Origin of the sequence: Roseibium sp. HPY-6, from assembly GCF_040530035.1 — a bacterium.
GTDB lineage: Bacteria > Pseudomonadota > Alphaproteobacteria > Rhizobiales > Stappiaceae > Roseibium.
In genome coordinates this window covers 42,193-68,062 of record NZ_JBEWCD010000001.1, presented here as the reverse complement: position 1 = coordinate 68,062, position 25,870 = coordinate 42,193, and the positions used below count along the sequence as shown (strand labels likewise).

Annotated in this window: 23 protein-coding genes and 3 tRNA genes; all 26 read left to right on the top strand. The window is 56.8% G+C overall.

Annotation, left to right across the window (positions count from 1 at the left end; genetic code table 11):
- The first annotated feature begins 83 nt into the window (after positions 1-83).
- Positions 84-719, top strand: a complete 636-nt coding sequence (locus ABVF61_RS00295) for an ATP-dependent Clp protease proteolytic subunit (protein WP_353991549.1) — start codon at positions 84-86, stop codon at positions 717-719.
- A gap of 234 nt (positions 720-953) precedes the next feature.
- The gene (clpX, locus tag ABVF61_RS00290) at positions 954-2,219 is read left to right on the top strand and encodes an ATP-dependent Clp protease ATP-binding subunit ClpX (protein ID WP_299482107.1); all 1,266 of its coding nucleotides are present in this window, start codon (positions 954-956) and stop codon (positions 2,217-2,219) included.
- Between the two features lie 331 nt (positions 2,220-2,550).
- Positions 2,551-4,980 carry an endopeptidase La gene (gene lon, locus ABVF61_RS00285; RefSeq protein ID WP_353991548.1) on the top strand — a complete coding sequence of 810 codons (2,430 nt, stop codon included), beginning with the start codon at positions 2,551-2,553 and terminating at the stop codon, positions 4,978-4,980.
- 187 nt (positions 4,981-5,167) lie between these two features.
- A complete protein-coding gene (hbs, locus tag ABVF61_RS00280) occupies positions 5,168-5,443 on the top strand; it encodes a non-specific DNA-binding protein Hbs (protein WP_155190222.1) in 276 nt (91 codons plus the stop codon).
- Positions 5,444-5,840: 397 nt separating this feature from the next.
- Positions 5,841-5,916, top strand: a tRNA-Val gene (locus ABVF61_RS00275).
- A gap of 359 nt (positions 5,917-6,275) precedes the next feature.
- Positions 6,276-6,352: transfer RNA gene (locus ABVF61_RS00270), tRNA-Asp, on the top strand.
- 53 nt (positions 6,353-6,405) lie between these two features.
- Positions 6,406-6,482: transfer RNA gene (locus ABVF61_RS00265), tRNA-Asp, on the top strand.
- A 503-nt stretch (positions 6,483-6,985) separates the two neighbouring features.
- Positions 6,986-7,351, top strand: coding sequence for an NADH-quinone oxidoreductase subunit A (locus ABVF61_RS00260; protein WP_299484141.1), 366 nt, complete (start codon positions 6,986-6,988; stop codon positions 7,349-7,351).
- On the top strand, positions 7,342-7,920 hold the full coding sequence (locus tag ABVF61_RS00255) for a NuoB/complex I 20 kDa subunit family protein (protein ID WP_299484012.1): 579 nt from the start codon (positions 7,342-7,344) through the stop codon (positions 7,918-7,920). Before ABVF61_RS00260 ends, ABVF61_RS00255 begins: the two co-directional genes overlap by 10 nt.
- An 87-nt stretch (positions 7,921-8,007) precedes the next feature.
- Positions 8,008-8,613 (top strand): NADH-quinone oxidoreductase subunit C, encoded by a 606-nt coding sequence (locus ABVF61_RS00250; protein ID WP_353991547.1) that lies wholly within the window; start codon positions 8,008-8,010, stop codon positions 8,611-8,613.
- Between the two features lie 12 nt (positions 8,614-8,625).
- A complete protein-coding gene (locus tag ABVF61_RS00245; RefSeq protein WP_353991546.1) occupies positions 8,626-9,057 on the top strand; it encodes a GFA family protein in 432 nt (143 codons plus the stop codon).
- Positions 9,050-10,234 (top strand): NADH-quinone oxidoreductase subunit D, encoded by a 1,185-nt coding sequence (locus ABVF61_RS00240; protein WP_353991545.1) that lies wholly within the window; start codon positions 9,050-9,052, stop codon positions 10,232-10,234. Before ABVF61_RS00245 ends, ABVF61_RS00240 begins: the two co-directional genes overlap by 8 nt.
- 81 nt (positions 10,235-10,315) lie before the next feature.
- Entirely contained in the window at positions 10,316-11,575 is a 1,260-nt protein-coding gene (locus tag ABVF61_RS00235; protein WP_353991544.1) for an NADH-quinone oxidoreductase subunit E, read from the top strand.
- Between the two features lie 9 nt (positions 11,576-11,584).
- A complete protein-coding gene (gene nuoF / locus ABVF61_RS00230) occupies positions 11,585-12,886 on the top strand; it encodes an NADH-quinone oxidoreductase subunit NuoF (protein WP_353991543.1) in 1,302 nt (433 codons plus the stop codon).
- 26 nt (positions 12,887-12,912) lie between these two features.
- Positions 12,913-14,976, top strand: a complete 2,064-nt coding sequence (gene nuoG, locus ABVF61_RS00225) for an NADH-quinone oxidoreductase subunit NuoG (protein WP_353991542.1) — start codon at positions 12,913-12,915, stop codon at positions 14,974-14,976.
- 15 nt (positions 14,977-14,991) lie between these two features.
- Complete coding sequence (gene nuoH / locus ABVF61_RS00220; protein WP_353991541.1) at positions 14,992-16,053, top strand: NADH-quinone oxidoreductase subunit NuoH; 1,062 nt, start codon at positions 14,992-14,994, stop codon at positions 16,051-16,053.
- Positions 16,050-16,286: a hypothetical protein gene (locus tag ABVF61_RS00215; RefSeq protein ID WP_353991540.1), complete on the top strand. Its 237-nt coding sequence runs from the start codon at positions 16,050-16,052 to the stop codon at positions 16,284-16,286. The genes nuoH and ABVF61_RS00215 overlap by 4 nt, the downstream gene beginning before the upstream one ends.
- 20 nt (positions 16,287-16,306) lie before the next feature.
- Positions 16,307-16,795: an NADH-quinone oxidoreductase subunit NuoI gene (gene nuoI, locus ABVF61_RS00210; protein ID WP_353991539.1), complete on the top strand. Its 489-nt coding sequence runs from the start codon at positions 16,307-16,309 to the stop codon at positions 16,793-16,795.
- 92 nt (positions 16,796-16,887) lie between these two features.
- Positions 16,888-17,502 (top strand): NADH-quinone oxidoreductase subunit J, encoded by a 615-nt coding sequence (locus tag ABVF61_RS00205; RefSeq protein WP_353991538.1) that lies wholly within the window; start codon positions 16,888-16,890, stop codon positions 17,500-17,502.
- Positions 17,503-17,601: 99 nt separating this feature from the next.
- On the top strand, positions 17,602-17,910 hold the full coding sequence (gene nuoK / locus ABVF61_RS00200) for an NADH-quinone oxidoreductase subunit NuoK (protein WP_029063407.1): 309 nt from the start codon (positions 17,602-17,604) through the stop codon (positions 17,908-17,910).
- 6 nt (positions 17,911-17,916) lie between these two features.
- Positions 17,917-19,926, top strand: a complete 2,010-nt coding sequence (gene nuoL / locus ABVF61_RS00195) for an NADH-quinone oxidoreductase subunit L (RefSeq protein ID WP_353991537.1) — start codon at positions 17,917-17,919, stop codon at positions 19,924-19,926.
- Positions 19,926-21,452, top strand: a complete 1,527-nt coding sequence (locus tag ABVF61_RS00190) for an NADH-quinone oxidoreductase subunit M (protein ID WP_353991536.1) — start codon at positions 19,926-19,928, stop codon at positions 21,450-21,452. The genes nuoL and ABVF61_RS00190 overlap by 1 nt, the downstream gene beginning before the upstream one ends.
- Before the next feature lie 23 nt (positions 21,453-21,475).
- Positions 21,476-22,915, top strand: a complete 1,440-nt coding sequence (nuoN, locus tag ABVF61_RS00185) for an NADH-quinone oxidoreductase subunit NuoN (protein WP_353991535.1) — start codon at positions 21,476-21,478, stop codon at positions 22,913-22,915.
- A gap of 8 nt (positions 22,916-22,923) precedes the next feature.
- Positions 22,924-23,697 carry a biotin--[acetyl-CoA-carboxylase] ligase gene (locus ABVF61_RS00180; RefSeq protein WP_353991534.1) on the top strand — a complete coding sequence of 258 codons (774 nt, stop codon included), beginning with the start codon at positions 22,924-22,926 and terminating at the stop codon, positions 23,695-23,697.
- A 41-nt stretch (positions 23,698-23,738) separates the two neighbouring features.
- Positions 23,739-25,418, top strand: a complete 1,680-nt coding sequence (locus ABVF61_RS00175) for a ribonuclease J (protein ID WP_353991533.1) — start codon at positions 23,739-23,741, stop codon at positions 25,416-25,418.
- Between the two features lie 44 nt (positions 25,419-25,462).
- Positions 25,463-25,867, top strand: coding sequence for a methylmalonyl-CoA epimerase (gene mce / locus ABVF61_RS00170; RefSeq protein ID WP_353991532.1), 405 nt, complete (start codon positions 25,463-25,465; stop codon positions 25,865-25,867).
- Positions 25,868-25,870: the final 3 nt, after the last annotated feature.

Sequence of the window (25,870 nt, the reverse complement as noted above, 5' to 3'; positions counted from 1 at the left end):
AGTCAGGCCCTGGATCGATGCGCTCATAGGGTCTGTGTCCTGCCCGGTGTCTGCGGGCAACATCTCAAGATTATGGATGAGGTATGAAGGATCCTGTCGATATCTACATGAACACTCTCGTGCCGATGGTCGTCGAACAGACGAATCGCGGTGAGAGGGCCTTCGATATCTTTTCGCGCCTGCTGAAGGAGCGCATCATTTTCCTGACCGGACCGGTCGAGGATCACATGGCAACTCTGGTAAGCGCACAGCTTCTTTATCTGGAAGCCGACAACCCGACTAAGGAAATCGCAATCTACATCAATTCGCCAGGCGGTCTCGTCACGTCCGGGCTGGCAATTTATGACACGATGCAGTTTATCAGGCCGGCCGTTTCCACGCTTTGCATCGGCCAGGCGGCGTCCATGGGATCGCTGCTGCTTGCGGCCGGACAGAAGGACATGCGCTTCATCCTGCCGAATGCGCGGGTTATGGTGCACCAGCCATCCGGCGGTTTCCGCGGTCAAGCGGCCGATATCATGCTTCATGCACAGGAAATTCTGGCAATGAAGCGCAGGCTCAATGAAATCTATGTGAAGCACACGGGCCAAAGCCTCGATCAGGTCGAAGAGGCGCTGGAACGCGACAACTTCATGACCGCTGAAAAGGCTAAGGAATTCGGGATCGTCGACAATGTGATCACCGACCGGACGTCTCTGGGCGCCGAAGGCGAAGGTTGATGGAACTTACCCGGTCTTAAGGAAGGTTTGAATTTTCTGCCCTGAGACCGGAATTTCCCCAATTGATGCCGGGTTTTCATCTTCGCCTTAAACCTATATTGATTTTTAATGGTGAAGCATGATGACTTATATTACGAAGCAGCGCCCTTCGGCGTCTTCAATACCGGCGAGGCCATACTTTGACCGAAACCGGAAAGATAAGGGGTAAGTCCCCATAAACGCGAGGTTGACTACATGACCAAGGCCAGCGGCAGCGATTCCAAGAATACGCTCTACTGCTCCTTCTGCGGCAAGAGCCAGCACGAGGTTCGCAAGCTGATCGCCGGCCCGACTGTTTTCATTTGCGATGAATGTGTCGAGCTGTGCATGGATATCATCCGTGAGGAAAACAAGTCCTCGCTGGTGAAGTCACGGGACGGGATCCCGACCCCTCAGGAAATTCGCGATGTTCTCGATGATTATGTGATCGGGCAGGGCAGTGCGAAGAAGGTTCTGTCGGTCGCCGTTCACAACCACTACAAACGCCTCAACCACGCGTCGAAAAACAACGATGTGGAACTGGCGAAGTCCAACATTCTCCTTGTTGGTCCAACCGGCTGCGGCAAGACGCTTCTCGCCCAGACGCTGGCGCGCATTCTCGATGTGCCGTTCACGATGGCCGATGCGACCACGCTCACCGAAGCAGGTTATGTCGGTGAAGATGTCGAGAACATCATCCTGAAGCTGCTTCAATCGGCCGACTACAATGTTGAACGCGCGCAACGCGGCATTGTCTATATCGATGAGGTCGACAAGATCAGCCGCAAGGCGGACAACCCATCGATCACCCGGGACGTATCCGGTGAGGGCGTGCAGCAGGCGCTCCTGAAGATCATGGAAGGAACCGTTGCGTCTGTTCCGCCGCAAGGTGGCCGCAAACATCCGCAACAGGAATTCCTGCAGGTCGACACGACAAACATCCTGTTTATCTGCGGCGGTGCTTTTGCAGGTCTCGACAAGATCATTTCCGATCGCGGCACACAGACGTCGATCGGTTTCCAGGCGCAGGTTCATGCCCCTGAAGACCGGCGTATCGGTGAGCTCTTTGCGGAACTTGAGCCGGAAGATCTGCTGAAATTCGGTCTCATACCGGAATTCGTCGGCCGTCTGCCGGTGATAGCAACGCTGGAAGACCTCGACGAGGATGCTCTGGTTACCATCCTGACCGAACCGAAGAACGCGCTGGTCAAGCAGTATCAGCGTCTCTTCGAAATGGAACAGGTCGAACTGGCGTTCCACGACGAGGCACTGAAAGCGATTGCCCGCAAGGCGATCGAGCGCAAGACTGGTGCCCGCGGGCTGCGGTCCATTCTGGAATCGATCCTGCTCGATACCATGTATGAGCTTCCTGGCCTCAAGGGCGTAAAGGAAGTGGTTATTTCGCCAGAAGTCGTCAAAGGCGAGGCGCGGCCACTCTATATCTATGAGGACCGCGAAGAGACCTCGGCGACAAGCGCCTAATATACGATCTTGCGTTTCGCGAAATTAGTGAATAAATGCCGCTTTCAACGAGCGGCATTTTGTTTTTTGTATCTGCTTGTGAAACGGCAGCGCGTTTTCCACCGGCGGTGCGAGTCGTCAACAGACGAGACCTGTTTGCAACACCAGATTGCCTTGACACCGGCAGTGGAGGTGTCCACCTAATAGGGCTAACAGACGGCTCGTGCGAACCATATGCGCGCCCAGTCGGGGTGCAGTGGTTCGGCCTGTCGGGAGAGTGCCCGAAAGCCGTTTTCCAGTGTTCTGGTTGCTTTTTTGAATGGGGCCGGGACACGCCGAGAAAGGAAATATAATGAGCGACGCAGAAATCCGCGCCACAGATCCGGACAGCACTGCTGTCTATCCCGTCTTGCCACTGCGCGACATCGTCGTCTTCCCTCATATGATTGTGCCGCTGTTTGTAGGTCGCGAAAAGTCGATCAAGGCGCTTGAAGAGGTGATGACCACCGACAAGCACATTCTTCTGGCGACACAGATGAATGCTGCGGACGACGATCCGAACCCGGACCAGATCTACAACGTCGGAACCCTTGCCACCGTTCTTCAGCTGCTGAAACTGCCCGACAATACCGTAAAGGTGCTGGTCGAGGGTGGCGCGCGCGCGCAGATCGGAGAGTATTCTGACAGGTCAGACTATTTTGAAGCCTCGGCAACCGTGCTTCCCGAGCGCGATGGCGAGAATATCGAAGTTGAGGCCCTCGCGCGTTCGGTCGTTTCCGAATTCGAAAATTACGTAAAGCTGAACAAAAAAGTGTCGCCGGAAGTTCTCGGAGCGGTCAACCAGATCGACGACTATTCCAAACTCGCCGATACGATCGCATCGCACCTGGCGATCAAAATCCCGGAAAAGCAGGAGATCCTGGGCGTCGTGTCTGTTTCCGAGCGCCTTGAGCGCGTGCTCGGCATGATGGAAAGCGAGATTTCCGTTCTTCAGGTCGAAAAGCGCATCCGCTCGCGGGTCAAGCGCCAGATGGAGAAGACGCAGCGCGAGTACTACCTGAATGAGCAGATGAAGGCCATTCAGAAAGAGCTCGGTGACAGCGAAGACGGGCGCGACGAAGTCGCGGAACTTGAAGAAAAGATCAAGAAGACGAAGCTCACCAAAGAAGCGCGTGAGCGCGCAGCTGCAGAGATCAAGAAGCTCAAGCAGATGAGCCCGATGTCCGCCGAAGCGACCGTTGTGCGCAACTATCTGGATTGGCTGATCGGCATCCCCTGGAACAAGAAGTCCAAGGTCAAGCATGATCTTGCGCTTGCGGAAAAGGTTCTCGATACCGATCACTACGGTCTTGAAAAGGTCAAGGAGCGGATCGTCGAATATCTGGCGGTTCAAAGCCGGGCCAACAAGCTTCGCGGTCCGATCCTTTGTCTGGTGGGCCCTCCAGGTGTCGGTAAGACATCGCTTGGAAAGTCGATCGCGAAGGCGACGGGACGCGAGTTCGTGCGCATGTCCCTGGGCGGTGTGCGGGACGAGGCCGAAATACGCGGTCACCGGCGTACCTATATCGGCTCGATGCCCGGCAAGGTCATCCAATCGATGAAGAAGGCAAAGAAATCCAACCCGCTTTTCCTGCTCGATGAGATCGACAAGATGGGTATGGACTTCCGCGGGGATCCGTCATCGGCGCTGCTCGAGGTGCTTGATCCCGAACAGAACTCCTCCTTCATGGATCACTATCTGGAGGTCGAATACGACCTTTCGGACGTGATGTTCGTGACCACGGCAAATACGCTGAACATCCCGGGTCCACTGATGGATCGCATGGAGATCATCCGCATTGCCGGCTACACGGAAGAAGAAAAAGTCGAGATTTGCCGGCGTCACCTCATTCCGAAGGCGGAGAAGGATCACGGCTTGCGCGAAGGCGAATTCGCGATCGAAGACGACGCTCTTCAGTTCGTTGTCCGTCGGTACACGCGTGAAGCAGGCGTGCGTAACCTTGAGCGCGAAATGGCGACACTTGCCCGTAAGGCTGTCAAGGACATCCTCATGAGCGACAAGGAAAGCATCACGGTCACGCCCGAGGTCGTGGAAGACTACCTCGGGGTGCCGCGCTATCGCTATGGCGAGGCTGAGCTTGAGGACCAGGTCGGTGTCGTGACGGGGCTTGCCTGGACGGAAGTCGGCGGCGAGCTGCTGACGATCGAGGGCGTAATGATGCCCGGTAAGGGCAAGATGACCGTTACCGGCAACCTGAAGGACGTGATGAAGGAGTCCATCTCAGCAGCGGCATCCTATGTCCGTTCGCGGGCGGTTGATTTCGGGATTGAACCCCCGAATTTCGACAAGAGGGACATTCACGTGCACGTACCGGAAGGCGCAACGCCCAAGGATGGTCCGTCAGCGGGTATCGCAATGGCGACTGCCGTGATTTCGACCATGACAGGAATTCCGGTTCGCCGGGATGTTGCCATGACCGGCGAGATCACTTTGCGGGGCAGGGTGCTTCCGATCGGCGGTCTCAAGGAGAAACTGCTGGCCGCACTTCGTGGCGGTATCAAGCTTGTCATGATCCCTGAAGACAACGCCAAGGACCTTGCGGATATCCCGGACTCGGTCAAGAACTCGCTCGAGATCATTCCGGTTTCCGGAATGGAAGAGGTTCTGAAAAACGCTCTCGTGCGTTTGCCGGACCCGATCGAGTGGGACGAAAGTGCCGCTGAAGCGGCTGCCAAAGCAGGTGAGTCGGACAAGGATAAGTCGGGCGTATTGGCCCACTAAAGTCTAATTTGCACTGCACAAAAGGACGAGCCCCGGTGATTCCGGGGCTTTTCTTTTGAATAATCGGTCAAAATGGCGGTTTTCTGCGAAAAAACCACTTGCGTTTCGTTTCAATTCGCCCGAATTTCGCGCAACGGCGCTGACAGGAATCGTCGGCAATCTGCCGTTTCTTAGAAAGGTATCTGCTATGAATAAGAACGATCTGATCGCAGCTGTTGCAGAAAAGACCGGCCTCACCAAGGCGCAGGCGGGCGAAGCAGTTGACGCAACTTTTGACGCAGTCACAGAAACGCTGAAAAGCGGTGACGAAGTCCGCATCATCGGTTTTGGTAACTTTACTGTTTCCGCCCGTGCAGCAACTGAAGGCCGCAATCCGCGGACCGGCGAAACGATCCAGATCCCGGCTTCTAAGACGCCGAAGTTCAAGGCTGGTAAAGGTCTGAAAGACGCTGTGAACGCATAATTGCATGCGATCGGGACAGTCGTCTCGAAAGCCCCGTTTCTGATTTTCAGGAGCGGGGCTTTTTGTTGAGGTTCCGTTTGCTGCCGTGTTTCTTGATACCCGCTGTCCGAAATCAATTCACCTTGGGCTTGATTGAGTGACAGCCGGTAGGTATCAGCTGGTCGCACGCAGTGACTGATGCCTGCACCAGATTTTTCAAAGCACTCAGACAAGCTTTATAAAGAATGAGGGTAAAGCGCGGCAGGCTCGTAGAGAATTGGCTTTGCGTCGCAGAAGGGATGCCTGCTGTGGGCCTTGAGGCAATGCTCATCCAAAAGCTGCGATGAACAGTCAGATTGTGGAATTTAGGTCTTGCCAAGCCAGAGCGGAGCCCCTAAAAGGCGTCTCACCTCGTTGAGGGCGATTAGCTCAGTTGGTAGAGCGCTTCGTTTACACCGAAGATGTCGGGAGTTCGAGTCTCTCATCGCCCACCATTCTCTCTCAAAAACATACCAGTTTTGAATTTCGCTGAGCGAAGCAAATCTGCTTTGTTTGCCGTTCTGCAGTGCGGTTGACGTCCAGTTGCGTTTTTTGGGTCCCGAGCGGAAACTCTGGATCTAAACGGCTGAAAAAAATGAAAAAACCCGATAGTCGATGCGTGTCTTCGGATGTTTCCGCGCCCAGGTACGTCATTCATTTTCCACAAGTGGCTTTGAGTTTTTTATCCGTTGCATTGGCGACTATGGGCGGGTTTTAAAAAAACGACACAATAGGTCAATCTCGGCGCTTGACTTCGCTCTCCAGCCGCCGTACATCAGCGCCACTTCACGGCGACGCCAAATCGCCGAACGAAGCGGGTGTAGCTCAGTTGGTTAGAGTGCCGGCCTGTCACGCCGGAGGTCGCGGGTTCGAGCCCCGTCACTCGCGCCACTCCCTCCAGGTCATTCAGATCGAACGAGGGTGGCGCAAAATACCGTGAATGTGCGGGTGTAGCTCAGTTGGTTAGAGTGCCGGCCTGTCACGCCGGAGGTCGCGGGTTCGAGCCCCGTCACTCGCGCCACTCACGGTTTCCCACCTCGATGCGTATCCAGTCTTCTTGTCGTGCTTATCAGCCGTTCGCCAACCGCGTGGTGCTTTTGCGTTGAACGGTGTGCCGGCTCCCGCTTGCGTCTTTGTGTTCTTTGGCAGGCGTCAGGAAGCAGTTTCTTCAAATTGTTGACCTTTTGCGTTTGAAAGCGATTCATTCCGGATTGGCGATTGAACATGGTAAGACAGAGCAGGTGCGGCAAAATTGCCAGCCACTTGTGAAGAGATTTTATCTTGGTGCAAACTGGCAGAAATGGTTGAGTCCGCGGGGCGTGCTGCGAATTGGGTTTGAGTGTGGCGAGAGTTTGACCATGAGGGGGTCTTGCGTTGCACCAAGTCGTAAGATAAGCGTGCCTTCGCATGTTGGTTCAATAGGCCGACGGGCTCAGCGCAATCTTCTGGCAGGGGGCGATGAGTACGAAGCCCAGGTTCAGGACCGTCTCCCGGTCCGGATCCAAATGCAAGGACGCGAGGAACATGGAAGAATTGCTGCGGGAATATGTCCCGATAGTCGTATTCATCGGCATTGCGCTGGTGATCGGTCTTGCTTTGCTGATCTCGCCCTTTGTACTGGCTTACAAGAATCCGGACCCGGAGAAGCTGTCGGCGTATGAGTGCGGCTTCAACGCGTTCGATGACGCACGTATGAAATTCGACGTACGTTTTTATCTTGTGGCCATCCTCTTCATTATCTTCGATCTTGAAGTGGCGTTCCTGTTCCCCTGGTCGGCGGTTTTTGGTGAACTTGGCTGGTATGGCTTCTGGTCGATGATGGTTTTCCTTGGCGTCTTGACCATCGGCTTTATCTACGAGTGGAAGAAGGGAGCGCTGGAATGGGATTAACCACGACAGAACCGCTCGTCGCACCGCAGTCCAAAGGCATTATTGACCCCAATACGGGCAAGCCGGTTGGCGAGGACGATGCGTTTTTCCTCGAAGTGAACAACGAGCTCGCCGACAAGGGCTTCCTTGTTACATCGACCGACAACCTCATTCAGTGGGCCCGCACTGGGTCATTGATGTGGATGACCTTCGGGCTTGCTTGCTGCGCGGTCGAAATGATGCAGATGTCGATGCCGCGCTATGATGCCGAGCGCTTCGGATTTGCGCCGCGCGCGTCTCCGCGCCAGTCCGATGTCATGATTGTGGCCGGAACACTGACGAACAAGATGGCACCGGCCCTGCGTAAGGTTTACGACCAGATGCCCGAGCCGCGTTACGTGATCTCTATGGGATCATGCGCAAACGGCGGCGGTTACTATCACTACTCCTATTCGGTTGTTCGCGGTTGCGATCGCGTTGTACCGGTGGACATTTACGTTCCGGGTTGCCCTCCGACAGCCGAAGCTCTCCTTTATGGCGTGCTTCTTCTTCAAAAGAAGATCCGGCGTACGGGCACAATTGAGAGATAAAACATTTGCCGCCATGAGGCGGCAGATTTGCAAGAAAACGAGCGCTGCGCGCTTTTGAATAGCTCCTGTGGGGTGAGGTCGAACACGATGGATGAGACGCTTAAGGAACTCGCTGAGCATATCGAGCTCGGCAAGGGTGAGTCCCTGGTGTCCTGGAAGGTCGAGTACGGCGAACTGACGCTCACCGTAAATGCGACCGACATACTCGAAGTGATCCGGTTCCTGCGCGACAACAGCTCGTGCAAGTTCGTAAACCTTACGGACATCTGCGGCGTCGACTATCCGGCTCGAGAGAAGCGCTTTGACGTGGTCTATCACCTGCTGTCTCCCGTTCAGAACCAGCGCATTCGCGTGAAGCTGGAGACAGATGAAAACACTCCAGTCGCGTCGCTTACACCGTTGTTTCCAGGGGCGGAGTGGTTCGAGCGCGAAGCTTACGACATGTACGGCATTCTGTTCACGGGCCACCCGGATCTGCGCCGCATTCTGACGGACTACGGTTTTGACGGTCATCCGCTTCGCAAGGATTTTCCCGTGACCGGCTTCGTTGAAGTTCGTTATGACGATGAAAAGAAGCGGGTTGTTTACGAACCGGTACGATTGAACCAGGAAATGCGAACGTTCGACTTCCTGTCGCCATGGGAAGGCACCGACTACGTGCTCCCTGGGGACGAAAAAGCAACGACGAACTGAGGCGGCGCCGGGATGAGCAAGCAATTGACAGGTGGTTGTCTTTGCGGCGCGGTGAGGTTTACCGCGGTCCCGAGCAAGATGGAGATGGGTGTTTGTCATTGCTCCATGTGCCGGCGCTGGAGCGGCGGCGCTTTTATGGAAGTTAACTGCGACAGTGTTGTCGTTGAAGACGAGGCGCAGTTGGGTACATTTGATTCCTCAGAGTGGGGCATGCGGCAATTCTGCACAAAGTGCGGATCCACTCTCTTTTGGAAGATGCGTGACGGTTCGCATGCAGGTGTTGCGGTTGGCGCTTTCGATGACCCCGGATTATTCGAATTCACGTCCGAAATCTTCATCGACGAAAAGCCTGACAATTTCGCATTTTCCAACCAGACCAAGAAACTGACAGGTGCGCAGGTCATGGAACTGTTTGCATCTCAACAGGGGCCACAACATGGCTGAAGCTCAGGTTCGAAATTTCAACATAAACTTCGGCCCGCAGCACCCGGCGGCGCACGGCGTTCTGCGTCTTGTGCTGGAACTGGACGGTGAAGTTGTGACCCGTGTCGATCCGCATATCGGGCTTCTGCATCGAGGTACGGAAAAGCTGATCGAGCAGAAAACCTACTTGCAGGCGGTCCCTTACTTCGATCGCCTGGACTACGTTGCCCCGATGAACCAGGAACATGCGTTCGCGATGGCGGTTGAGCGTCTGATCGGCATCGAAGTGCCAAAGCGCGGGCAACTGGTCCGGGTTCTTTATTCTGAAATCGGGCGCATCCTGTCTCATCTTCTGAACGTGACGACACAGGCGATGGACGTCGGAGCTCTGACGCCACCGCTTTGGGGCTTTGAGCCACGTGAAGAACTCATGGTTTTCTACGAGCGCGCCTGCGGTGCACGTATGCACGCCGCCTATGTTCGACCCGGTGGCGTGCATCAGGACCTGCCGCGTGATCTGCTCGACGATATCTGGGACTTCTGTGATCCGTTCCTCCAGACGCTCGATGATATCGAGGGCCTTTTGACCGACAACCGCATCTTCAAGCAGCGCAATGTCGATATTGGCGTTGTCGATCTGGACGATGCCTGGGCCTGGGGCTTTTCCGGCGTCATGGTTCGCGGGTCGGGTGCGCCCTGGGACTTGCGCAAGTCTCAGCCATACGAGTGCTATTCGGAACTCGAGTTCGATATCCCGATCGGAAAGAACGGGGACTGCTACGACCGTTACCTGATCCGCATGGAGGAAATGCGCCAGTCGATCCGGATCATGAAGCAGTGCCTTGAAAAGCTGACAGTGGAAACGGGACCGGTTTCATCTGTCGACGGTAAGATCGTTCCGCCCAAACGTGGGGAAATGAAGCGCTCGATGGAAGCGCTGATCCATCATTTCAAGCTCTATACGGAAGGCTACCACGTTCCGGAAGGCGAGGTTTATGCCGCCGTTGAAGCTCCAAAGGGCGAATTCGGCGTCTATCTGGTGTCGGACGGCACGAACAAACCTTACCGTTGCAAGATCAAAGCACCTGGCTATGCCCACCTGCAGGCCATGGATTTCTTGTGCCGAGGCCACATGCTCGCAGACGTTTCGGCGGTGCTGGGGTCGATGGACATCGTTTTCGGTGAAGTGGACCGCTGATGCGGCGCGCTCACGACCAAATTCTGACCTCGGCAGCCGCCATTCAGGCTCCGGTCACTGTGACAAGACGGGGATAACACCATGGCGGTTCGCAGACTTGCCGCGGAACAACCAGAAAGCTTCGAGTTCACCGAGTCGAATCTCGCGTGGGCAAAGAAGCTTATCGACCGTTATCCGGCAGGCCGGCAGGCCTCCGCGGTCATTCCGCTGCTGTGGCGCGCGCAGGAACAGAACGACGGCTGGGTGAGTGAACCTGCAATACGGTGCGTGGCCGACTTGCTCGACATGCCGAACATCCGTGTCCTCGAAGTGGCAACATTTTATACGATGTTCCAGCTGCAACCGGTGGGCAAGAAAGCTCATATCCAGGTCTGCGGTACAACGCCGTGTCAGCTGCGCGGATCTGAAGATCTGATCAAGATCTGCAAATCGCGCATTGCCAAACACATGCACGAGATCTCCGAAGACGGCATGTTTTCCTGGGAAGAGGTCGAATGTCTCGGTGCCTGTGTCAACGCGCCGATGGTCCAGATCTACAAGGATACCTACGAAGACCTGACACCGGAGAGCTTTGAAAAGCTGCTTGACGACATATCGGCGGGCAACAAGGTGACGCCCGGACCTCAAAACGGCAGGCGTTTCGCGATGGCCGAGGGGGGCTTGACCAGCCTGACCGAGCTGAACGACGACACCAAGGGCGAGCTGCCTTTGGCACATGTCGTCGACGGCGCCGAAAAGGCGTCCCACGAATTTGCCGGTGCTGCGATCAATACCGGTGGGAACGACTATGACGGCGTACCAACGCCGGCCGAAGATGCTGTCGCGAAAGTCATTGCCGAGCATGCCGCCAAGAGTGAAAAGGTAGCGGACACCGCTCCTTCAAAACCGGCCAAGGCTCCAGCAAAAGCAAAAGCTCCCGAAAAGGCGAAGCCGGACACGCCGAAGAAAGAAGACGCAGAAACGCCGAAAGCTGCGAAAAAAAGCGCACCCGCAAAGCCAAAAGAAGTGGCGGCACCTGCCAGCAGCGAAGCGATTGCGGAAAAAGCGCCGGAAACGCTGACCGGACCGCGAGAAGGCAAAGCCGACGATCTGAAGAAATTGAAGGGCGTAGGGCCGAAACTTGAAGCAACGCTTCATGAGCTCGGCTTCTATCATTTCGATCAGGTTGCCAACTGGGGACCCGCTGAGGTCGCCTGGGTGGACAGCCGCCTCAAGTTCAAGGGCCGCATTGAGCGTGACGGCTGGATTGAGCAGGCCAAGATCCTCGCTGCCGGTGAGGATACTGAATTTTCCAAGCGTGTGGATGCCGGTGAAGTGGCTTCCTCAAAGAGCGAAGACTAGGGGGAAGAGATGCTGCAAGATCAGGATCGGATCTTCACCAATATCTACGGTCTGCATGACTGGGGTCTCGACGGCGCGAAAAAGCGTGGCCAATGGGACAACACAAAAGCCCTGATCGACAAGGGCCGTGACTGGATCATTCAGGAAATGAAGGATTCTGGCCTGCGTGGCCGCGGCGGAGCTGGCTTTCCAACGGGACTGAAATGGTCGTTCATGCCCAAGGAGTCTGACGGCCGCCCGGCCTATCTGGTCGTCAACGCGGACGAGTCCGAGCCGGGAACCTGCAAAGACCGGGAGATCCTGCGTCACGATCCCCATACGCTTGTCGAGGGCTGCCTTGTTGCCGGTTTTGCCATGGGCGCCATTGCTGCTTACATTTACGTGCGCGGTGAGTTCATTCGCGAGCGCGAACGCCTGCAGGCGGCGATCGACCAGGCCTACGATGCCGGTCTGATCGGAAAGAACAACAAGAACGGCTATGACTTTGACGTTTACGTTCATCATGGCGCAGGCGCTTACATCTGCGGTGAAGAAACGGCATTGCTGGAAAGCCTGGAAGGCAAAAAAGGGCAACCACGCCTGAAACCGCCGTTTCCGGCCAACGTCGGGCTTTATGGCTGCCCGACAACCGTGAACAACGTGGAATCGATAGCCGTAGCGCCGACGATCTTGCGTCGGGGCGCAGCGTGGTTCTCGGCACTGGGGCGCCCGAACAACACAGGAACCAAACTTTTCTGCGTTTCCGGGCACGTCAACCAGCCGGCAACCTTCGAGGAAGAGTTGGGTGTTCCGTTCTCCGAGATGATCGACAAGCATTGCGGCGGTATTCGCGGCGGCTGGGACAATCTTCTGGCGGTTATCCCGGGCGGGTCCTCCGTGCCGTGCTGCACAGCGGACGAGATCAAAGACGCGCCGATGGATTTCGACACCCTGCGCGGCATGGGATCGGGACTGGGAACGGCGGCCGTGATCGTGATGGACAAGTCCACCGATATCATCAAGGCGATTGCGCGTTTGTCCTACTTCTACAAGCATGAAAGCTGCGGCCAGTGCACACCGTGCCGCGAAGGTACGGGCTGGATGTGGCGCGTCATGGAGCGCATGGTCAAAGGCGAATCCTCCTATGAGGAGATCGACATGCTGTTCAAGGTGACAAAGCAGGTCGAAGGCCACACGATTTGTGCGCTTGGAGATGCGGCCGCTTGGCCGATCCAGGGTTTGATCAAGAATTTCCGGCCGGTCATCGAGCAGCGCATCGATGATTATGTCGCCAAGTCGAAGGCGTCTTCGACCATGGTTGCGGCTGAGTAAGCGGAACGGGAACCGAGGAGCAACGGATGACGAAGCTCATCATCGATGGCAATGAAGTAGAGGTCCCGGCAGACTATACGCTGCTACAGGCCTGTGAAGAGGCGGGCGCCGAGGTTCCGCGCTTCTGCTACCACGACCGGCTGTCAATCGCCGGCAATTGCCGCATGTGCCTTGTTGAGGTCAAAGGCGGTCCGCCGAAGCCGACAGCATCTTGCGCGATGGGCGTGAAGGATCTGCGCCCCGGGCCGAATGGCGAACCTCCGGTCGTCGAGACGAAGTCCGAAATGGTCAAGAAGGCGCGGGAAGGGGTGATGGAGTTCCTGCTCATCAACCACCCGCTCGACTGTCCGATCTGCGACCAGGGCGGAGAGTGCGACCTGCAGGACCAGGCGATGGCCTATGGGGTCGACGGTTCACGGTTTCACGAAAACAAGCGGGCTGTTGAAAACAAGGAAATCGGTCCGCTGATCAAGACGATCATGACCCGGTGCATTCATTGCACGCGCTGCGTTCGTTTTACGACCGAAGTGTGCGGCGTGACCGATATGGGGCTGGTGGGCCGCGGTGAGAACGCTGAAATCACCACATATCTGGAAGCCGCGCTTTCGTCGGAAATGCAGGGCAATGTTGCTGACCTGTGTCCGGTCGGCGCGCTGACGCACAAGCCGTACGAATTCCATGCGCGCCCGTGGGAGCTGACAAAGACGGAGAGTGTTGACGTTATGGATGCGGTTGGGTCTGCCATCCGCGTCGATTCCCGTGGCAAGGAAGTGATGCGCGTGATGCCGCGCCTCAATGAAGAGGTCAACGAGGAGTGGATCTCCGATAAGTCGCGCTACATCTGGGATGGACTTAAGACGCAGCGGCTTGACCGGCCCTATGCCAAGAAAAACGGCAAGCTGCAGCCCGTTTCCTGGTCTGAGGCCTTTCAGATTATTGCAGAGAAGGTCAAAGCAGCATCTGCTGACAAGATCGGTGCGCTCGCCGGACAGTTGGCCGGCGTCGAGGACATGTTCGCCCTGAAAAGCCTGATGGAAGGCCTTGGCGCCGTAAATCTCGACAGCCGCTTTCCGGGGTCACCGCTTCATCCCAAGAACGGGCGTGCAAGCTACGTCTTCAATTCGACAATCGAAGGCATTGAAGAAGCAGACGCGATTATGCTGATCGGCACGAACCCGCGCCAGGAAGCGCCGGTTCTCAATGCCCGGATCCGCAAGCGCTGGACACGCGGAGATCTTCATATCGGCCTGATTGGCGAAAACGCCGACCTGACCTATCCGGTAACCTATCTTGGGGCCGGACCGGACAGTTTGAAGCAGTTTGTCGATCACGCACCAGCGAACGCCGAGCGGCCGATGTTCATCGTTGGACAGGGTGCGCTCAACAGGCCCGACGGGGCAGCGGTGTTGGCAAATATCGCAGCTGCCGCCAAGTCGCTTGGCGTCATCAAGGACGGTTGGAACGGTTTCAACATCCTTCATACGGAAGCTTCGCAGGTGGGCGCGCTGGACATTGGTTTTGTTCCCGGTGAAGGCGGCAAGGATACTTCAGCGATGCTTGAACCGGGCGCGCTCGATGTTCTCTTTCTGCTTGGTGTTGACGAACTCGAGGTTCCTGAAGGAGCATTCGTCGTCTACCAGGGAACGCATGGCGACCGGGGTGCGCACCGCGCCGATGTGATCCTGCCGGGCGCAGCCTACACCGAAAAGTCCGCGATCTATGTCAACACGGAAGGTCGTGTTCAGATGGCGGATCGCGCGGCGTTTCCTCCGGGCGAAGCGAGAGAGGACTGGGCCATTTTGCGGGCCCTGTCGGCAAGCCTCGGCCAGACGCTTCCATTCGATTCGCTTTCTGAGCTGCGCGCCAAGCTGTTTGATGCCCATCCGCACATGACGGGGATTGATGCGATCGAGCCTGGCGACGGGGCAGATGTTGAAAAGCTTGCCGACACGTCCGCGAAGATGGATGGTGCCGGCTTTGCGAACGCAATTCAGGACTTTTACCTGACCAACCCGATCGCTCGCGCGTCCAGGACGATGGCCGAGTGCTCGGCGCTCGCCCGAACGCGAGCGGCGGAAGCGGCTGAATAAGGGGCAGGGGACGGAATGGTTGAGTTCTTCACAACGACCTATCTGGGGCAATTCCTCCTGATAGCCATGCAGAGCATTCTGCTGATGGTCGTGCTTCTGGTGATCGTCGCCTATATCCTTTACGCAGACCGGAAAATCTGGGCCGCTGTTCAGATCCGCCGGGGACCGAACGTGGTCGGGCCCTTTGGTTTGCTGCAAAGTTTTGCCGACCTGCTGAAATTCGTGTTGAAGGAACCGGTCATTCCGGATGGTTCCAACAAGGTTCTGTTTCTGCTCGCGCCGCTGATTTCGGTTCTGCTCGCTTTGACAGCGTGGGCGGTTATTCCAGTCGCGGACGGATGGGTCATCGCGAATATCAATGTTGGCGTTCTGTTTGTTTTTGCCGTGTCTTCTCTGGAAGTCTATGGCGTAATCATCGGTGGATGGGCGTCCAACTCCAAGTATCCGTTCCTGTCGGCCCTTCGCTCGGCGGCGCAAATGGTTTCCTACGAGGTTTCCATCGGATTTGTAATCGTGACGGTGCTGCTTTGCGCTGGAACCTTGAACCTGACGGGAATCGTCGAGGCTCAGCAAACCGGTCTTGCGACAATGCTTGGCGTACCGTGGCTGTCGTTCCTGAACTGGTACTGGCTGCCGCTGTTCCCGATGTTTGTGGTGTTCTTTGTGTCCGCCCTTGCGGAAACGAACCGTCCGCCGTTCGACCTTGCGGAAGCTGAATCCGAGCTGGTTGCGGGCTTCATGGTCGAATACGGCTCGACGCCGTACATGATGTTCATGCTGGGCGAATACGTGGCCATCTGCCTGATGTGCGCCCTGATGACCATCTTCTTCATGGGTGGATGGCTTCCGCCGTTTGATTTCGCACCATTCACCTGGGTACCGGGCGTCGTCTGGTTCATTTTGAAGTGTCTGCTTGGCTTCTTCATGTTCGCAATGGTGAAGGCAATGGTGCCGCGTTACCGGTATGACCAGTTGATGCGCCTTGGCTGGAAGGTATTCCTGCCGCTGTCGCTGGCGATGGTTGTCGTTGTCGCCGCCGTGCTGATGGCCACCGGTTGGGCACCGGGCGCCGCGTGAGTGTATCGCTTGCCGGAGTGATCGGTGCCTGCATCGGGCTTTATGTCGGCTGGCTCGATTACAAGATCCTGAAGGGAATGCTTCAGGCCGCAGAGATGAAAAACAGGCAGGCCGGCGGCGACGGCGGTGCTGTCGCAAGGTACAAAGCACCATTGGGCGTGCTGATTTTTGGAGTTCCGGTGATCGGTTTCCCGATTGTCGGGTATTGGGCCGCCAGCCTGCTGGCTGGTTGAGGAAAGAGAGGCAAGAAGCGATGGGACTTAGTCAAGCCGTCAAATCGCTGTTTCTGCAAGAGTTCGTGTCGGCGTTCGTTCTGGCGATGCGTTACTTCTTCAAGCCGAAGCCAACGGTCAACTATCCGTTCGAAAAGGGCCCGGTGAGCCCGCGTTTCAGGGGTGAGCATGCACTGCGCCGTTATCCGAATGGTGAGGAGCGCTGCATTGCCTGCAAACTCTGCGAAGCGATCTGTCCCGCACAGGCGATCACGATCGAAGCCGGTCCTCGGCGCAACGACGGCACCCGCAGGACCACGCGATACGATATTGATATGGTCAAGTGCATCTATTGCGGCTTCTGCCAGGAAGCCTGCCCGGTGGACGCGATCGTCGAAGGACCGAACTTCGAATTCGCAACGGAAACCCGTGAAGAGCTCTACTACGACAAGGAAAAGCTGCTTGCCAACGGGGACCGTTGGGAACGCGAAATCGCCCGCAACATTGAAATTGATGCGCCTTATCGTTAGGAGCATACCCGACACTTCGACATCAGCCCGGCAATCCGGCCGGGCCCCGCATCTCCGGTCCGGACGGGCCACTCGACAGGCAGGTCTATGATATGATCCTGGAAGCCCTTTTTTTCTATCTGTTTGCCGGTGTCACACTGGCATCAGGACTGATGGTGATTGCCGCGCGCAATCCGGTGACTTCGGTTCTGTTTCTGATCCTGGCCTTCGTAAACTCTGCCGGTCTGTTTGTGCTTCTGGGCGCTGAATATCTGGCGATGCTTCTTGTCGTTGTCTATGTCGGTGCAGTTGCTGTTCTCTTCCTGTTTGTGGTCATGATGCTGGATGTCGATTTTGTCGAATTGCGGCAAGGCTTCCTGCAATATCTGCCGATCGGCGGGTTGGTCGGCCTCATATTGATGGTCGAGCTTCTGATGGGTCTGGGAGCCTGGATCATAGCGCCCGAGGCACTCAGGCACGGTGCGGAACCAACGCCGGATCTGGCCGACAAGAGCAACATCGAAGCGCTCGGCTCGGTGCTCTACACGAAATACATCTACTTCTTCCAGGTCGCTGGCCTGGTGCTGCTGGTGGCGATGATCGGGGCGATTGTGCTCACGCTCCGTCACAAGCCGAACGTCAAACGTCAAAGCATTCCGGATCAGGTTGCGCGCACCCGCGAAACTGCCATCGAGGTCCGCAAGGTGGAGACGGGCAAGGGAATCTGACGCGGCGGGAACGCGTCACTTTAGGAAAGTCCGGAAACAGGCACGCTCCTCCGTGCGGCTTCCGGTTGGGGTAAATGAGGGGAGCACGGCGAGGCGCCCATGGAAATCGGTCTGTCGCATTATCTGTCGGTCGCGGCGATCCTGTTCACAATCGGGATCTTCGGGATCTTTTTGAACAGGAAGAACGTGATTGTCATCTTGATGTCTATCGAGCTGCTTCTGCTGTCGGTGAACATCAATTTCGTCGCCTTTTCGTCGTTCCTCGGAGACTTGATGGGACAGATTTTCACGATGCTGGTGCTTACCGTGGCCGCTGCTGAGGCGGCGATCGGGCTTGCGATCCTGGTGGTGTTCCACCGGAACCGTGGCTCCATCGCTGTTGAAGACGTCAATGTGATGAAAGGCTAGGAGCTGATGTATTCCGCAATTCTGTTCCTGCCGCTTATCGGCTTCCTGATTGCAGGCCTTTTTGGCCGCACCATCGGGGACAAAGCCTGTGAGTACGTCACAAGCGGTCTAGTCATCCTCGCGGCGCTTTTGTCCTGGGTCAGCTTCTTCGGCTTCTGGCTCGGCGGCTCGGAACTGCAGATCATTGAGTTGTTCCGGTGGGTTGACGCGGGCGACCTTAAAGTGTCCTGGTCTATCCGTGTGGACACGCTGACCGCAGTCATGCTGGTGGTGGTCAACACGGTGTCCGCGCTGGTGCATGTCTATTCCATCGGGTACATGCATCACGATCCGCACCGTCCTCGTTTCTTCGCCTATCTGTCACTGTTCACCTTTGCGATGCTGTCGCTCGTGACTGCCGACAACCTGCTGCAGATGTTCTTCGGCTGGGAAGGCGTCGGATTGGCGTCCTATCTGCTGATCGGCTTCTGGTACAAGAAGCCGTCAGCCAATGCTGCGGCCATCAAGGCGTTCGTGGTCAACCGCGTCGGTGACTTCGGCTTTGCGCTCGGGATTTTCGGTGTTTTCTACCTCTTCCAGAGCATTGAATTCACAACGATCTTCAACGATGCGCCGTCCTTCATCGAGGGCGAAGAGCCGGTCATGTCGTTCCTCGGATATCAGCTTGACCCGCAAGGAGCGATGACCATCGTCTGCCTGCTGCTCTTCATGGGCGCGATGGGGAAATCCGCACAGTTCCTGCTCCACACCTGGTTGCCGGACGCGATGGAAGGCCCGACGCCGGTGTCCGCTCTCATTCACGCTGCAACGATGGTGACCGCAGGTGTCTTCATGGTGGCGCGCCTGTCGCCGCTGATGGAGCTATCCCACACCGCGCTTGCCGTGATCGTTTTCTTCGGAGCGACCACGGCCTTCTTCGCGGCAACAGTCGGTCTGGTTCAAAACGATATCAAGCGTGTGATCGCGTATTCGACGTGTTCCCAACTTGGCTACATGTTCGTCGCCCTTGGGGTCGGCGCCTATTCGATCGGCATCTTCCACCTGTTCACACACGCTTTTTTCAAGGCGCTCCTGTTCCTGTGTGCCGGTTCCGTGATCCACGCGGTGTCTGACGAACAGGACATGCGCAAGATGGGCGGGCTCAGGAAACACATTCCAATCACCTACTGGACGATGATGATCGGCACGTTGGCCCTGACCGGCGTCGGCATTCCGTTTACGCATATCGGCTTTGCCGGGTTTGTTTCGAAAGACGGGATCATCGAGGCCGCCTTTGCAGGGGCCGGGGGTGAGCACGCAAATCCGATGGCGCTCTACGGCTTCTGGCTGACCGTGATTGCCGCTGCGCTCACGTCCTTCTATTCTTGGCGTCTCACATTCATGACCTTCCACGGCAAGCCGCGCGCACCGGTCGATGTCATGAAACATGTCCATGAATCACCACTTGTGATGACAGTGCCCCTGTTCATCCTGTCGATCGGCGCGGTGCTGGCCGGAATGGTGTTCTACAATTCGTTCTTCTATTCCGAAGAGGCCTACACGGCGTTCTGGGATGGCGCATTGCCCGCCTTTGGCGATCTCCATGTGCTTCATGCCATGCACGATGTTCCGGCATGGGTCAGGGTATCACCCTTCGTCATGATGGTGATTGGCTTCCTCGTCGCGTACCAGTTCTACATCCGCTCCCCTGAAATGCCGAAGAAGCTCGCCGAGCGTCATCAGGGTCTCTACAAATTCCTCCTGAACAAGTGGTATTTTGACGAGATCTACGACTTCCTTATTGTCCGCCCGGTGATGTGGGTTGGCAGAATGCTCTGGAAGAAGGGTGACGGCACAGTCATTGACGGGTTTGGCCCCGATGGGATTTCCGCGCGGGTACAGAACGTGACGTCCTGGGTGGTCAGGCTCCAGACCGGATATCTTTACCACTACGCATTTGCAATGCTGATCGGTGTGGCTGCGCTGATCACCTGGTCAATGTTCACCGGTGCCGGCACCGGCGGGGGTGCACACTAATGATTGACTGGCCAATTCTGTCACTCACGACATTTCTGCCGTTGCTCGGTGTCCTCTTCATTCTTCTGGTTCCAGGAGAAGACGAAGGCAGCAAGCGCAATATCCGGATGGTCGCACTTGTGACCACCGGGGTGACGTTCCTGTTGTCCTTGTTCATCTGGGGCAATTTCGACTATTCAAATCCAGGCTTCCAGTTTGTTGAGAACCGGGACTGGCTCGGTGGCGACATCAGCTACAAGATGGGTGTCGACGGGATCTCGATCCTATTCGTAATCCTGACCACATTCCTGATGCCGTTCTGCATTCTCGCGTCATGGGAAAGCATTCAGAACCGCGTGAAGGAATACATGATCGCGTTCCTGGTGCTGGAAACGCTGATGATCGGCGTGTTCTGCGCGCTCGATCTGTTCGTGTTCTACATCTTCTTCGAAGCCGGCCTGATCCCGATGTTCCTGATCATCGGCGTCTGGGGCGGCAAGCGTCGTGTGTATGCGTCGTACAAGTTCTTCCTCTACACGTTGCTCGGTTCGGTCCTGATGCTGATCGCGATCATGACTATGTACTGGGACGCCGGGACGACCGATATCGAGACGCTGCTGGCGCATTCGTTCCCGTCGGGCATGCAGACCTGGCTATGGCTGGCATTCTTTGCGTCCTTCGCAGTGAAAATGCCGATGTGGCCGGTGCATACCTGGCTGCCGGATGCACACGTTGAAGCTCCGACGGCGGGGTCCGTGATCCTGGCAGGTATTCTGTTGAAGCTCGGCGGTTACGGCTTCCTGCGGTTCTCTCTGCCCATGTTCCCGATCGCCTCGGACATGTTTGCGCCGTTCATCTTCACGCTTTCGGTTGTAGCGATCATCTACACCTCGCTTGTGGCGCTCGCCCAGGAGGATATCAAGAAGCTGATCGCGTATTCATCCGTCGCCCACATGGGCTACGTGACGATGGGTATCTTCACGATGACCGAACAGGGTGTTCAGGGCGGCATCTTCCAGATGCTGTCGCACGGCATCGTGTCGGGTGCGCTCTTCCTGTGTGTCGGGGTCATCTATGACCGGATGCACACGCGCGAAATATCTGCCTATGGCGGGCTTGTGAGCAGGATGCCGAAATACGCCGTCGCCTTCCTGATCTTTACCATGGCCAATGTCGGGCTACCGGGCACGTCTGGTTTCGTTGGCGAAATTCTGACGCTCATGGGAGCGTTCCAGGTCAACACCTGGGTCGCGTTCTTTGCCACCTCCGGCGTGATCCTGTCGGCGGCCTATGCGCTTTATCTCTACCGCCGGGTCGTGTTTGGCGCCCTGGAAAAGGAAAGCCTGAAATCGATGCTGGATCTCAATCTTCGGGAAAAAGTTATCCTGTTCCCGATGATCGTCCTGACGATCTTCTTCGGGTTCTATCCGATGGCGATCCTCGACGTGACCCAGGGGTCGGTGGACAATCTCATCAATCAATACACTGCAGCGCTTGAGGCCGCCGGGGTAACCCAGCATGCGGCAGCAGCTGCAGCGTCGCACTAAGGGTTCGGGGGCGAGACAGAGTTATGTCAGATGTGACCCAATTGCCAGATCTCATGCCGGTACTACCGGAGATCATCCTGGCTGTCGGAGCCATGGTGCTGTTGATGATCGGCGCATTTGGCGGCAAGGGCGTGAGCTACGCGGTTTTTGGTTTTGCCATGGGATTGCTCGGCGCCGCCTTCCTCGTGCTCATGCTGGTTCCGAGCTTCGGCGAAACGTTTGGCGGGTCGTTCGTTCTGGATGAATTCGCCTACCTGCTCAAGCTTCTGGTGCTCGCCGGATCGTTCTTTGCGATAGCGATGTCCTGGGCCTACGCGAAGAGCCAGTCGTTCGACCATTTCGAATATCCGATCCTGATCGTGCTGGCGACACTCGGCATGATGCTGATGCTTTCGGCAAACGATATGATCGCGCTCTATATGGGACTGGAGCTGCAAAGTCTGTCGCTCTATGTGGTCGCGGCCATCAACAGGGATAGTGTCCGCTCAACCGAAGCCGGGCTTAAATATTTCGTCCTGGGCGCACTCTCGTCCGGCATGCTGCTCTACGGCATGTCGCTCGTCTATGGTTTCACCGGCCAGGTCTCTTTCGAGGGCATCGCAAGTGTCCTGTCGCATGACGGCGCCAATATCGGTCTGGTGATCGGTCTGACCTTCATTCTGGCCGGACTTGCCTTCAAGATTTCGGCGGTTCCGTTCCATATGTGGACACCCGACGTTTATGAAGGTGCCCCGACACCGGTGACGGCGTTTCTTGCGGCTGCTCCGAAGGTCGCCGCGATGGGGATGCTGGTCAGGATCGTCATCGAAGCGTTCCAGCCTGTCACCAGCGACTGGCAGCAGATCGTGGTTTTTGTCTCCATCGCCTCGATGGCACTTGGCGCATTCGCCGCCATCGGTCAGCGGAACCTGAAACGGCTGATGGCTTATTCCTCGATCGGTCATATGGGATACGCGCTGGTCGGGCTGGCTGCCGGAACACAGACAGGCGTCGAAGGCGTGATCTTCTACATGATCGCCTATCTCGGCATGACGCTTGGTGTATTTGCCTGCATCTTGTCGATGCGCCGCAAAGACGGGATGGTTGAGGAAATAGACGATTTGTCGGGTCTGTCACAGACCAACCTGCCAATGGCTATTCTGCTTGGTTTGCTGATGTTTTCCCTCGCCGGAATTCCGCCGCTCGTCGGTTTTTTCGGCAAGTGGTATGTCTTCGTCGCAGCCGTCGAGGCGGGTCTTTACCCGCTTGCGATCATCGGCGTTCTGATGTCGGTCGTCGGTGCCTATTACTACCTTCGGATCGTCAAGGTCATGTTCTTCGACGAACCGGTTGAAGGGTTCGAGGCCATGCCGATGGAATTGAAGGTTGTTCTCGGGCTCTCGAGCATCTTCGTGGTTCTGTTCTGGCTTGCTCCCGGACAGGTTGTGAACGCTGCCAGCGCTGCGGCGCAATCTCTCTTCTGACAACGGCCATGACACGTCAAGCATCTGAATGTCCGGCGCCTGGTGCGCCGGATTTTCTCTATGAAGAACACGAAAGCGTCGGCTCGACAAACGCCGTGTGCTTCGAGAGAGCCCGCCAGGGGCACAACGGGTCGCTTTGGGTACGGGCTGACGAACAGACAGAGGGCAGGGGACGCCGGGGCCGGGATTGGTCGTCACCGGCTGGAAACCTCTTCACCAGTTTGCTCCTGATCAATCCTGAACCGGTAGACCGGATCGGAGAACTGCCGCTTGTTGCGGCCGTTGCGCTTGCTGACGCAGTTGACAAAGCGGCCGGAACACTCCATCTGGTGGGGCTGAAATGGCCAAACGATCTTTTGGTGAACGGGGCAAAGCTCTCAGGCATTCTGCTTGAGGCGGAAGTTCTTTCCGATGACAGACAGGCTGTCGTTATCGGTTTCGGGGTCAATTGTATCTCTCACCCGCCGCTTTCGCTGTACAAGGCGACCGATCTCAGGAGCCTGGGTTATCAGGTTCCTGTCGAAACCTTGTTCGAAGCACTTGCTTCTGCCTTTTCGGTTCACTACCGGAACTGGCAGAAACCGGGCGGGTTTGAAGACGTGCGAAGGCACTGGCTCAAACGGGCGACGCACCTGGGCAAAGAGATATCCGTCAAAACGGCCAGAGAAGACATTACCGGCATTTTTGCCGACTTGGATGCGCATGGTCATCTTGTCCTGAAACAGGATGATGGCCGGCAGCGCACCATATACGCAGGCGATGTGTTTTTGTCCGGCGACTAAGCGCCGGAACCAGCCTGCCGAAAGGTTTGAAGGAGCGATCCATGGCTTCGGCCAGAAAGAACAAGAACGAAATCGTTTTTCTGCCACTGGGTGGCGTTGGGGAAATAGGAATGAATCTCGGCCTCTACGGCTTTGGCCCGGAAGAGGAAAGAATATGGCTGATCGTCGATTGCGGGGTGAGCTTTGCCGGACCCGAATTACCCGGCATTGATCTCATTGTCCCGGATATCAAGTTCCTCGAAGACGAGGTCAAAAACATTGCCGGCATGGTGATTACCCATGCACACGAAGACCACTATGGCGGAATTCTGCACCTTTGGCCTTATCTGAAGGTGCCCGTTTACGCAACGGCGTTTACCGCAGGTCTGCTGGCAGCCAAAGCTGAGAGCGAGCCCGGCGCCGAAGAGGTGCCGGTGACGGTGGTCAAACAGGGCGAACGCCACACGATCGGTCCGTTCGAAGTTGAGTTTATCGCAATGGCGCACTCGATTCCCGAACCCTGTGCACTCGCGATTCGTACACCGGCCGGTCTCGTGCTTCATACGGGGGACTGGAAAATCGACCCGACACCGGGCGTGGGTCTTCCCATAGACATGAAGCGGTTCGGCGAGCTCGGACGCGAGGGCGTGATGGCGCTTGTCTGCGACAGCACCAATGCAGTGCGCGACGGAGTCAGTCCCAGCGAAGCGGACGTTGCCGAAGAACTGAAGAAGGTAATTGCCAATGCCAAGCACAGGGTTGCGGTGACAACCTTTGCGTCAAATGTCGCTAGACTGAAGGCAATTGCGACGGCAGCTGCCGCCAATGAGCGTGATGTCGTGGTTGTCGGGCGCTCCATGCGCCGTGTTATCGAGGTCGCGAGCGAGCTTGGCTACATGGACGGGCTACCGCACTTTCATGACGAGGATGCGTTTGGGTATCTGCCGCGCGAGAAGGCGGTGCTGCTTTGCACGGGGTCGCAGGGTGAGAGCCGGGCGGCTCTGGCCCGAATCGCAGCGGGCGATCACAGGAATGTTGCCTTGTCCAAAGGCGACATGGTGATCTTCTCATCACGCACAATCCCGGGCAACGAAAAGGCGGTTGGTGACGTCCTCAACAACCTGGCGGACCAGGATATTGAGACCGTGACCGACAAGGACGCGCTCGTGCATGTGTCCGGGCATCCGCGGCGTGGTGAACTTCAGCAGCTATACGCGCTGGTTAAGCCGAACGTCGTACTTCCCGTTCACGGCGAACCGATGCATCTTGCAGCTCACGCGGCGTTCGCAAAGGAGCAGGGTGTTCCTGAGGTCGTGCGCGGCAAGAATGGAGACATCATCTGCCTGAATGCCGGCAGAGCCGCCATCATAGATGAAGCGCCGTCCGGAATTCTCGTCAAGGACGGTGACATTCTCGACGATCCGGAGGTTACCGGTGTGAAAGAGCGGCGCAAATTGTCCTTTGCGGGTGCTGCCGTGGTTATGCTGGTCATAAACCGCGCAGGAGAACTGCTGAATGATCCCGACGTCACTCTACTTGGCCTGCCCGATACGGACGATGACGGTGAACCGATGGAGGACATCGTCATCAAAGCGGTGACCGGGGCGGTTCGAAGCATTCCGAAGTCGCGGCGCAGGGACAAGGACCTGGTTGCCGAAGCAGCGCGGCGTGCCGCACGTGCAGAGGTTCTGGACGTATGGGGCAAAAAGACGCTCTGCAAGGTGATGGTGACGCAACTATAGTTCATGCGGGCGGCCTGTGAGGCCAGCCATGTGGAGGTATTGAAATGATCGGACGGTTGAATCACGTTGCCATTGCGGTGTCGGATATCGCGGCTGCCACAGCGGTCTACAGGGACACGCTCGGCGCCGAGGTGTCGGCCAAGGAAGAGCAGCCCGATCACGGTGTGAGTACCGTATTCATCAACCTCCCAAACACCAAGATTGAATTGCTTGAGCCGCTCGGAGAAGATTCGCCGATTGCCAAGTTCCTGGAAAAGAATCCGTCAGGCGGCATTCATCACGTTTGCTACGAGGTCGACGACATCATTGCAGCGCGAGACAAGCTGGTTGCCGATGGTGCGAGGGTGCTGGGCAACGGAGAGCCGAAGATCGGTGCGCACGGAAAGCCGGTCCTGTTTCTTCACCCGAAGGACTTTCTGGGGACGCTCACGGAACTTGAAGAGGCCTGATCG

What these genes read in the sequence shown, in the direction of transcription:
- ABVF61_RS00295 (WP_353991549.1), top strand. Translation starts at nt 84, where the DNA reads ATGAAGGATCCTGTCGATATCTACATGAACACTCTCGTGCCGATGGTC.
- clpX (WP_299482107.1), top strand. Translation starts at nt 954, where the DNA reads ATGACCAAGGCCAGCGGCAGCGATTCCAAGAATACGCTCTACTGCTCC.
- lon (WP_353991548.1), top strand. Translation starts at nt 2,551, where the DNA reads ATGAGCGACGCAGAAATCCGCGCCACAGATCCGGACAGCACTGCTGTC.
- hbs (WP_155190222.1), top strand. Translation starts at nt 5,168, where the DNA reads ATGAATAAGAACGATCTGATCGCAGCTGTTGCAGAAAAGACCGGCCTC.
- ABVF61_RS00260 (WP_299484141.1), top strand. Translation starts at nt 6,986, where the DNA reads ATGGAAGAATTGCTGCGGGAATATGTCCCGATAGTCGTATTCATCGGC.
- ABVF61_RS00255 (WP_299484012.1), top strand. Translation starts at nt 7,342, where the DNA reads ATGGGATTAACCACGACAGAACCGCTCGTCGCACCGCAGTCCAAAGGC.
- ABVF61_RS00250 (WP_353991547.1), top strand. Translation starts at nt 8,008, where the DNA reads ATGGATGAGACGCTTAAGGAACTCGCTGAGCATATCGAGCTCGGCAAG.
- ABVF61_RS00245 (WP_353991546.1), top strand. Translation starts at nt 8,626, where the DNA reads ATGAGCAAGCAATTGACAGGTGGTTGTCTTTGCGGCGCGGTGAGGTTT.
- ABVF61_RS00240 (WP_353991545.1), top strand. Translation starts at nt 9,050, where the DNA reads ATGGCTGAAGCTCAGGTTCGAAATTTCAACATAAACTTCGGCCCGCAG.
- ABVF61_RS00235 (WP_353991544.1), top strand. Translation starts at nt 10,316, where the DNA reads ATGGCGGTTCGCAGACTTGCCGCGGAACAACCAGAAAGCTTCGAGTTC.
- nuoF (WP_353991543.1), top strand. Translation starts at nt 11,585, where the DNA reads ATGCTGCAAGATCAGGATCGGATCTTCACCAATATCTACGGTCTGCAT.
- nuoG (WP_353991542.1), top strand. Translation starts at nt 12,913, where the DNA reads ATGACGAAGCTCATCATCGATGGCAATGAAGTAGAGGTCCCGGCAGAC.
- nuoH (WP_353991541.1), top strand. Translation starts at nt 14,992, where the DNA reads ATGGTTGAGTTCTTCACAACGACCTATCTGGGGCAATTCCTCCTGATA.
- nuoI (WP_353991539.1), top strand. Translation starts at nt 16,307, where the DNA reads ATGGGACTTAGTCAAGCCGTCAAATCGCTGTTTCTGCAAGAGTTCGTG.
- ABVF61_RS00205 (WP_353991538.1), top strand. Translation starts at nt 16,888, where the DNA reads ATGATCCTGGAAGCCCTTTTTTTCTATCTGTTTGCCGGTGTCACACTG.
- nuoK (WP_029063407.1), top strand. Translation starts at nt 17,602, where the DNA reads ATGGAAATCGGTCTGTCGCATTATCTGTCGGTCGCGGCGATCCTGTTC.
- nuoL (WP_353991537.1), top strand. Translation starts at nt 17,917, where the DNA reads ATGTATTCCGCAATTCTGTTCCTGCCGCTTATCGGCTTCCTGATTGCA.
- ABVF61_RS00190 (WP_353991536.1), top strand. Translation starts at nt 19,926, where the DNA reads ATGATTGACTGGCCAATTCTGTCACTCACGACATTTCTGCCGTTGCTC.
- nuoN (WP_353991535.1), top strand. Translation starts at nt 21,476, where the DNA reads ATGTCAGATGTGACCCAATTGCCAGATCTCATGCCGGTACTACCGGAG.
- ABVF61_RS00180 (WP_353991534.1), top strand. Translation starts at nt 22,924, where the DNA reads ATGACACGTCAAGCATCTGAATGTCCGGCGCCTGGTGCGCCGGATTTT.
- ABVF61_RS00175 (WP_353991533.1), top strand. Translation starts at nt 23,739, where the DNA reads ATGGCTTCGGCCAGAAAGAACAAGAACGAAATCGTTTTTCTGCCACTG.
- mce (WP_353991532.1), top strand. Translation starts at nt 25,463, where the DNA reads ATGATCGGACGGTTGAATCACGTTGCCATTGCGGTGTCGGATATCGCG.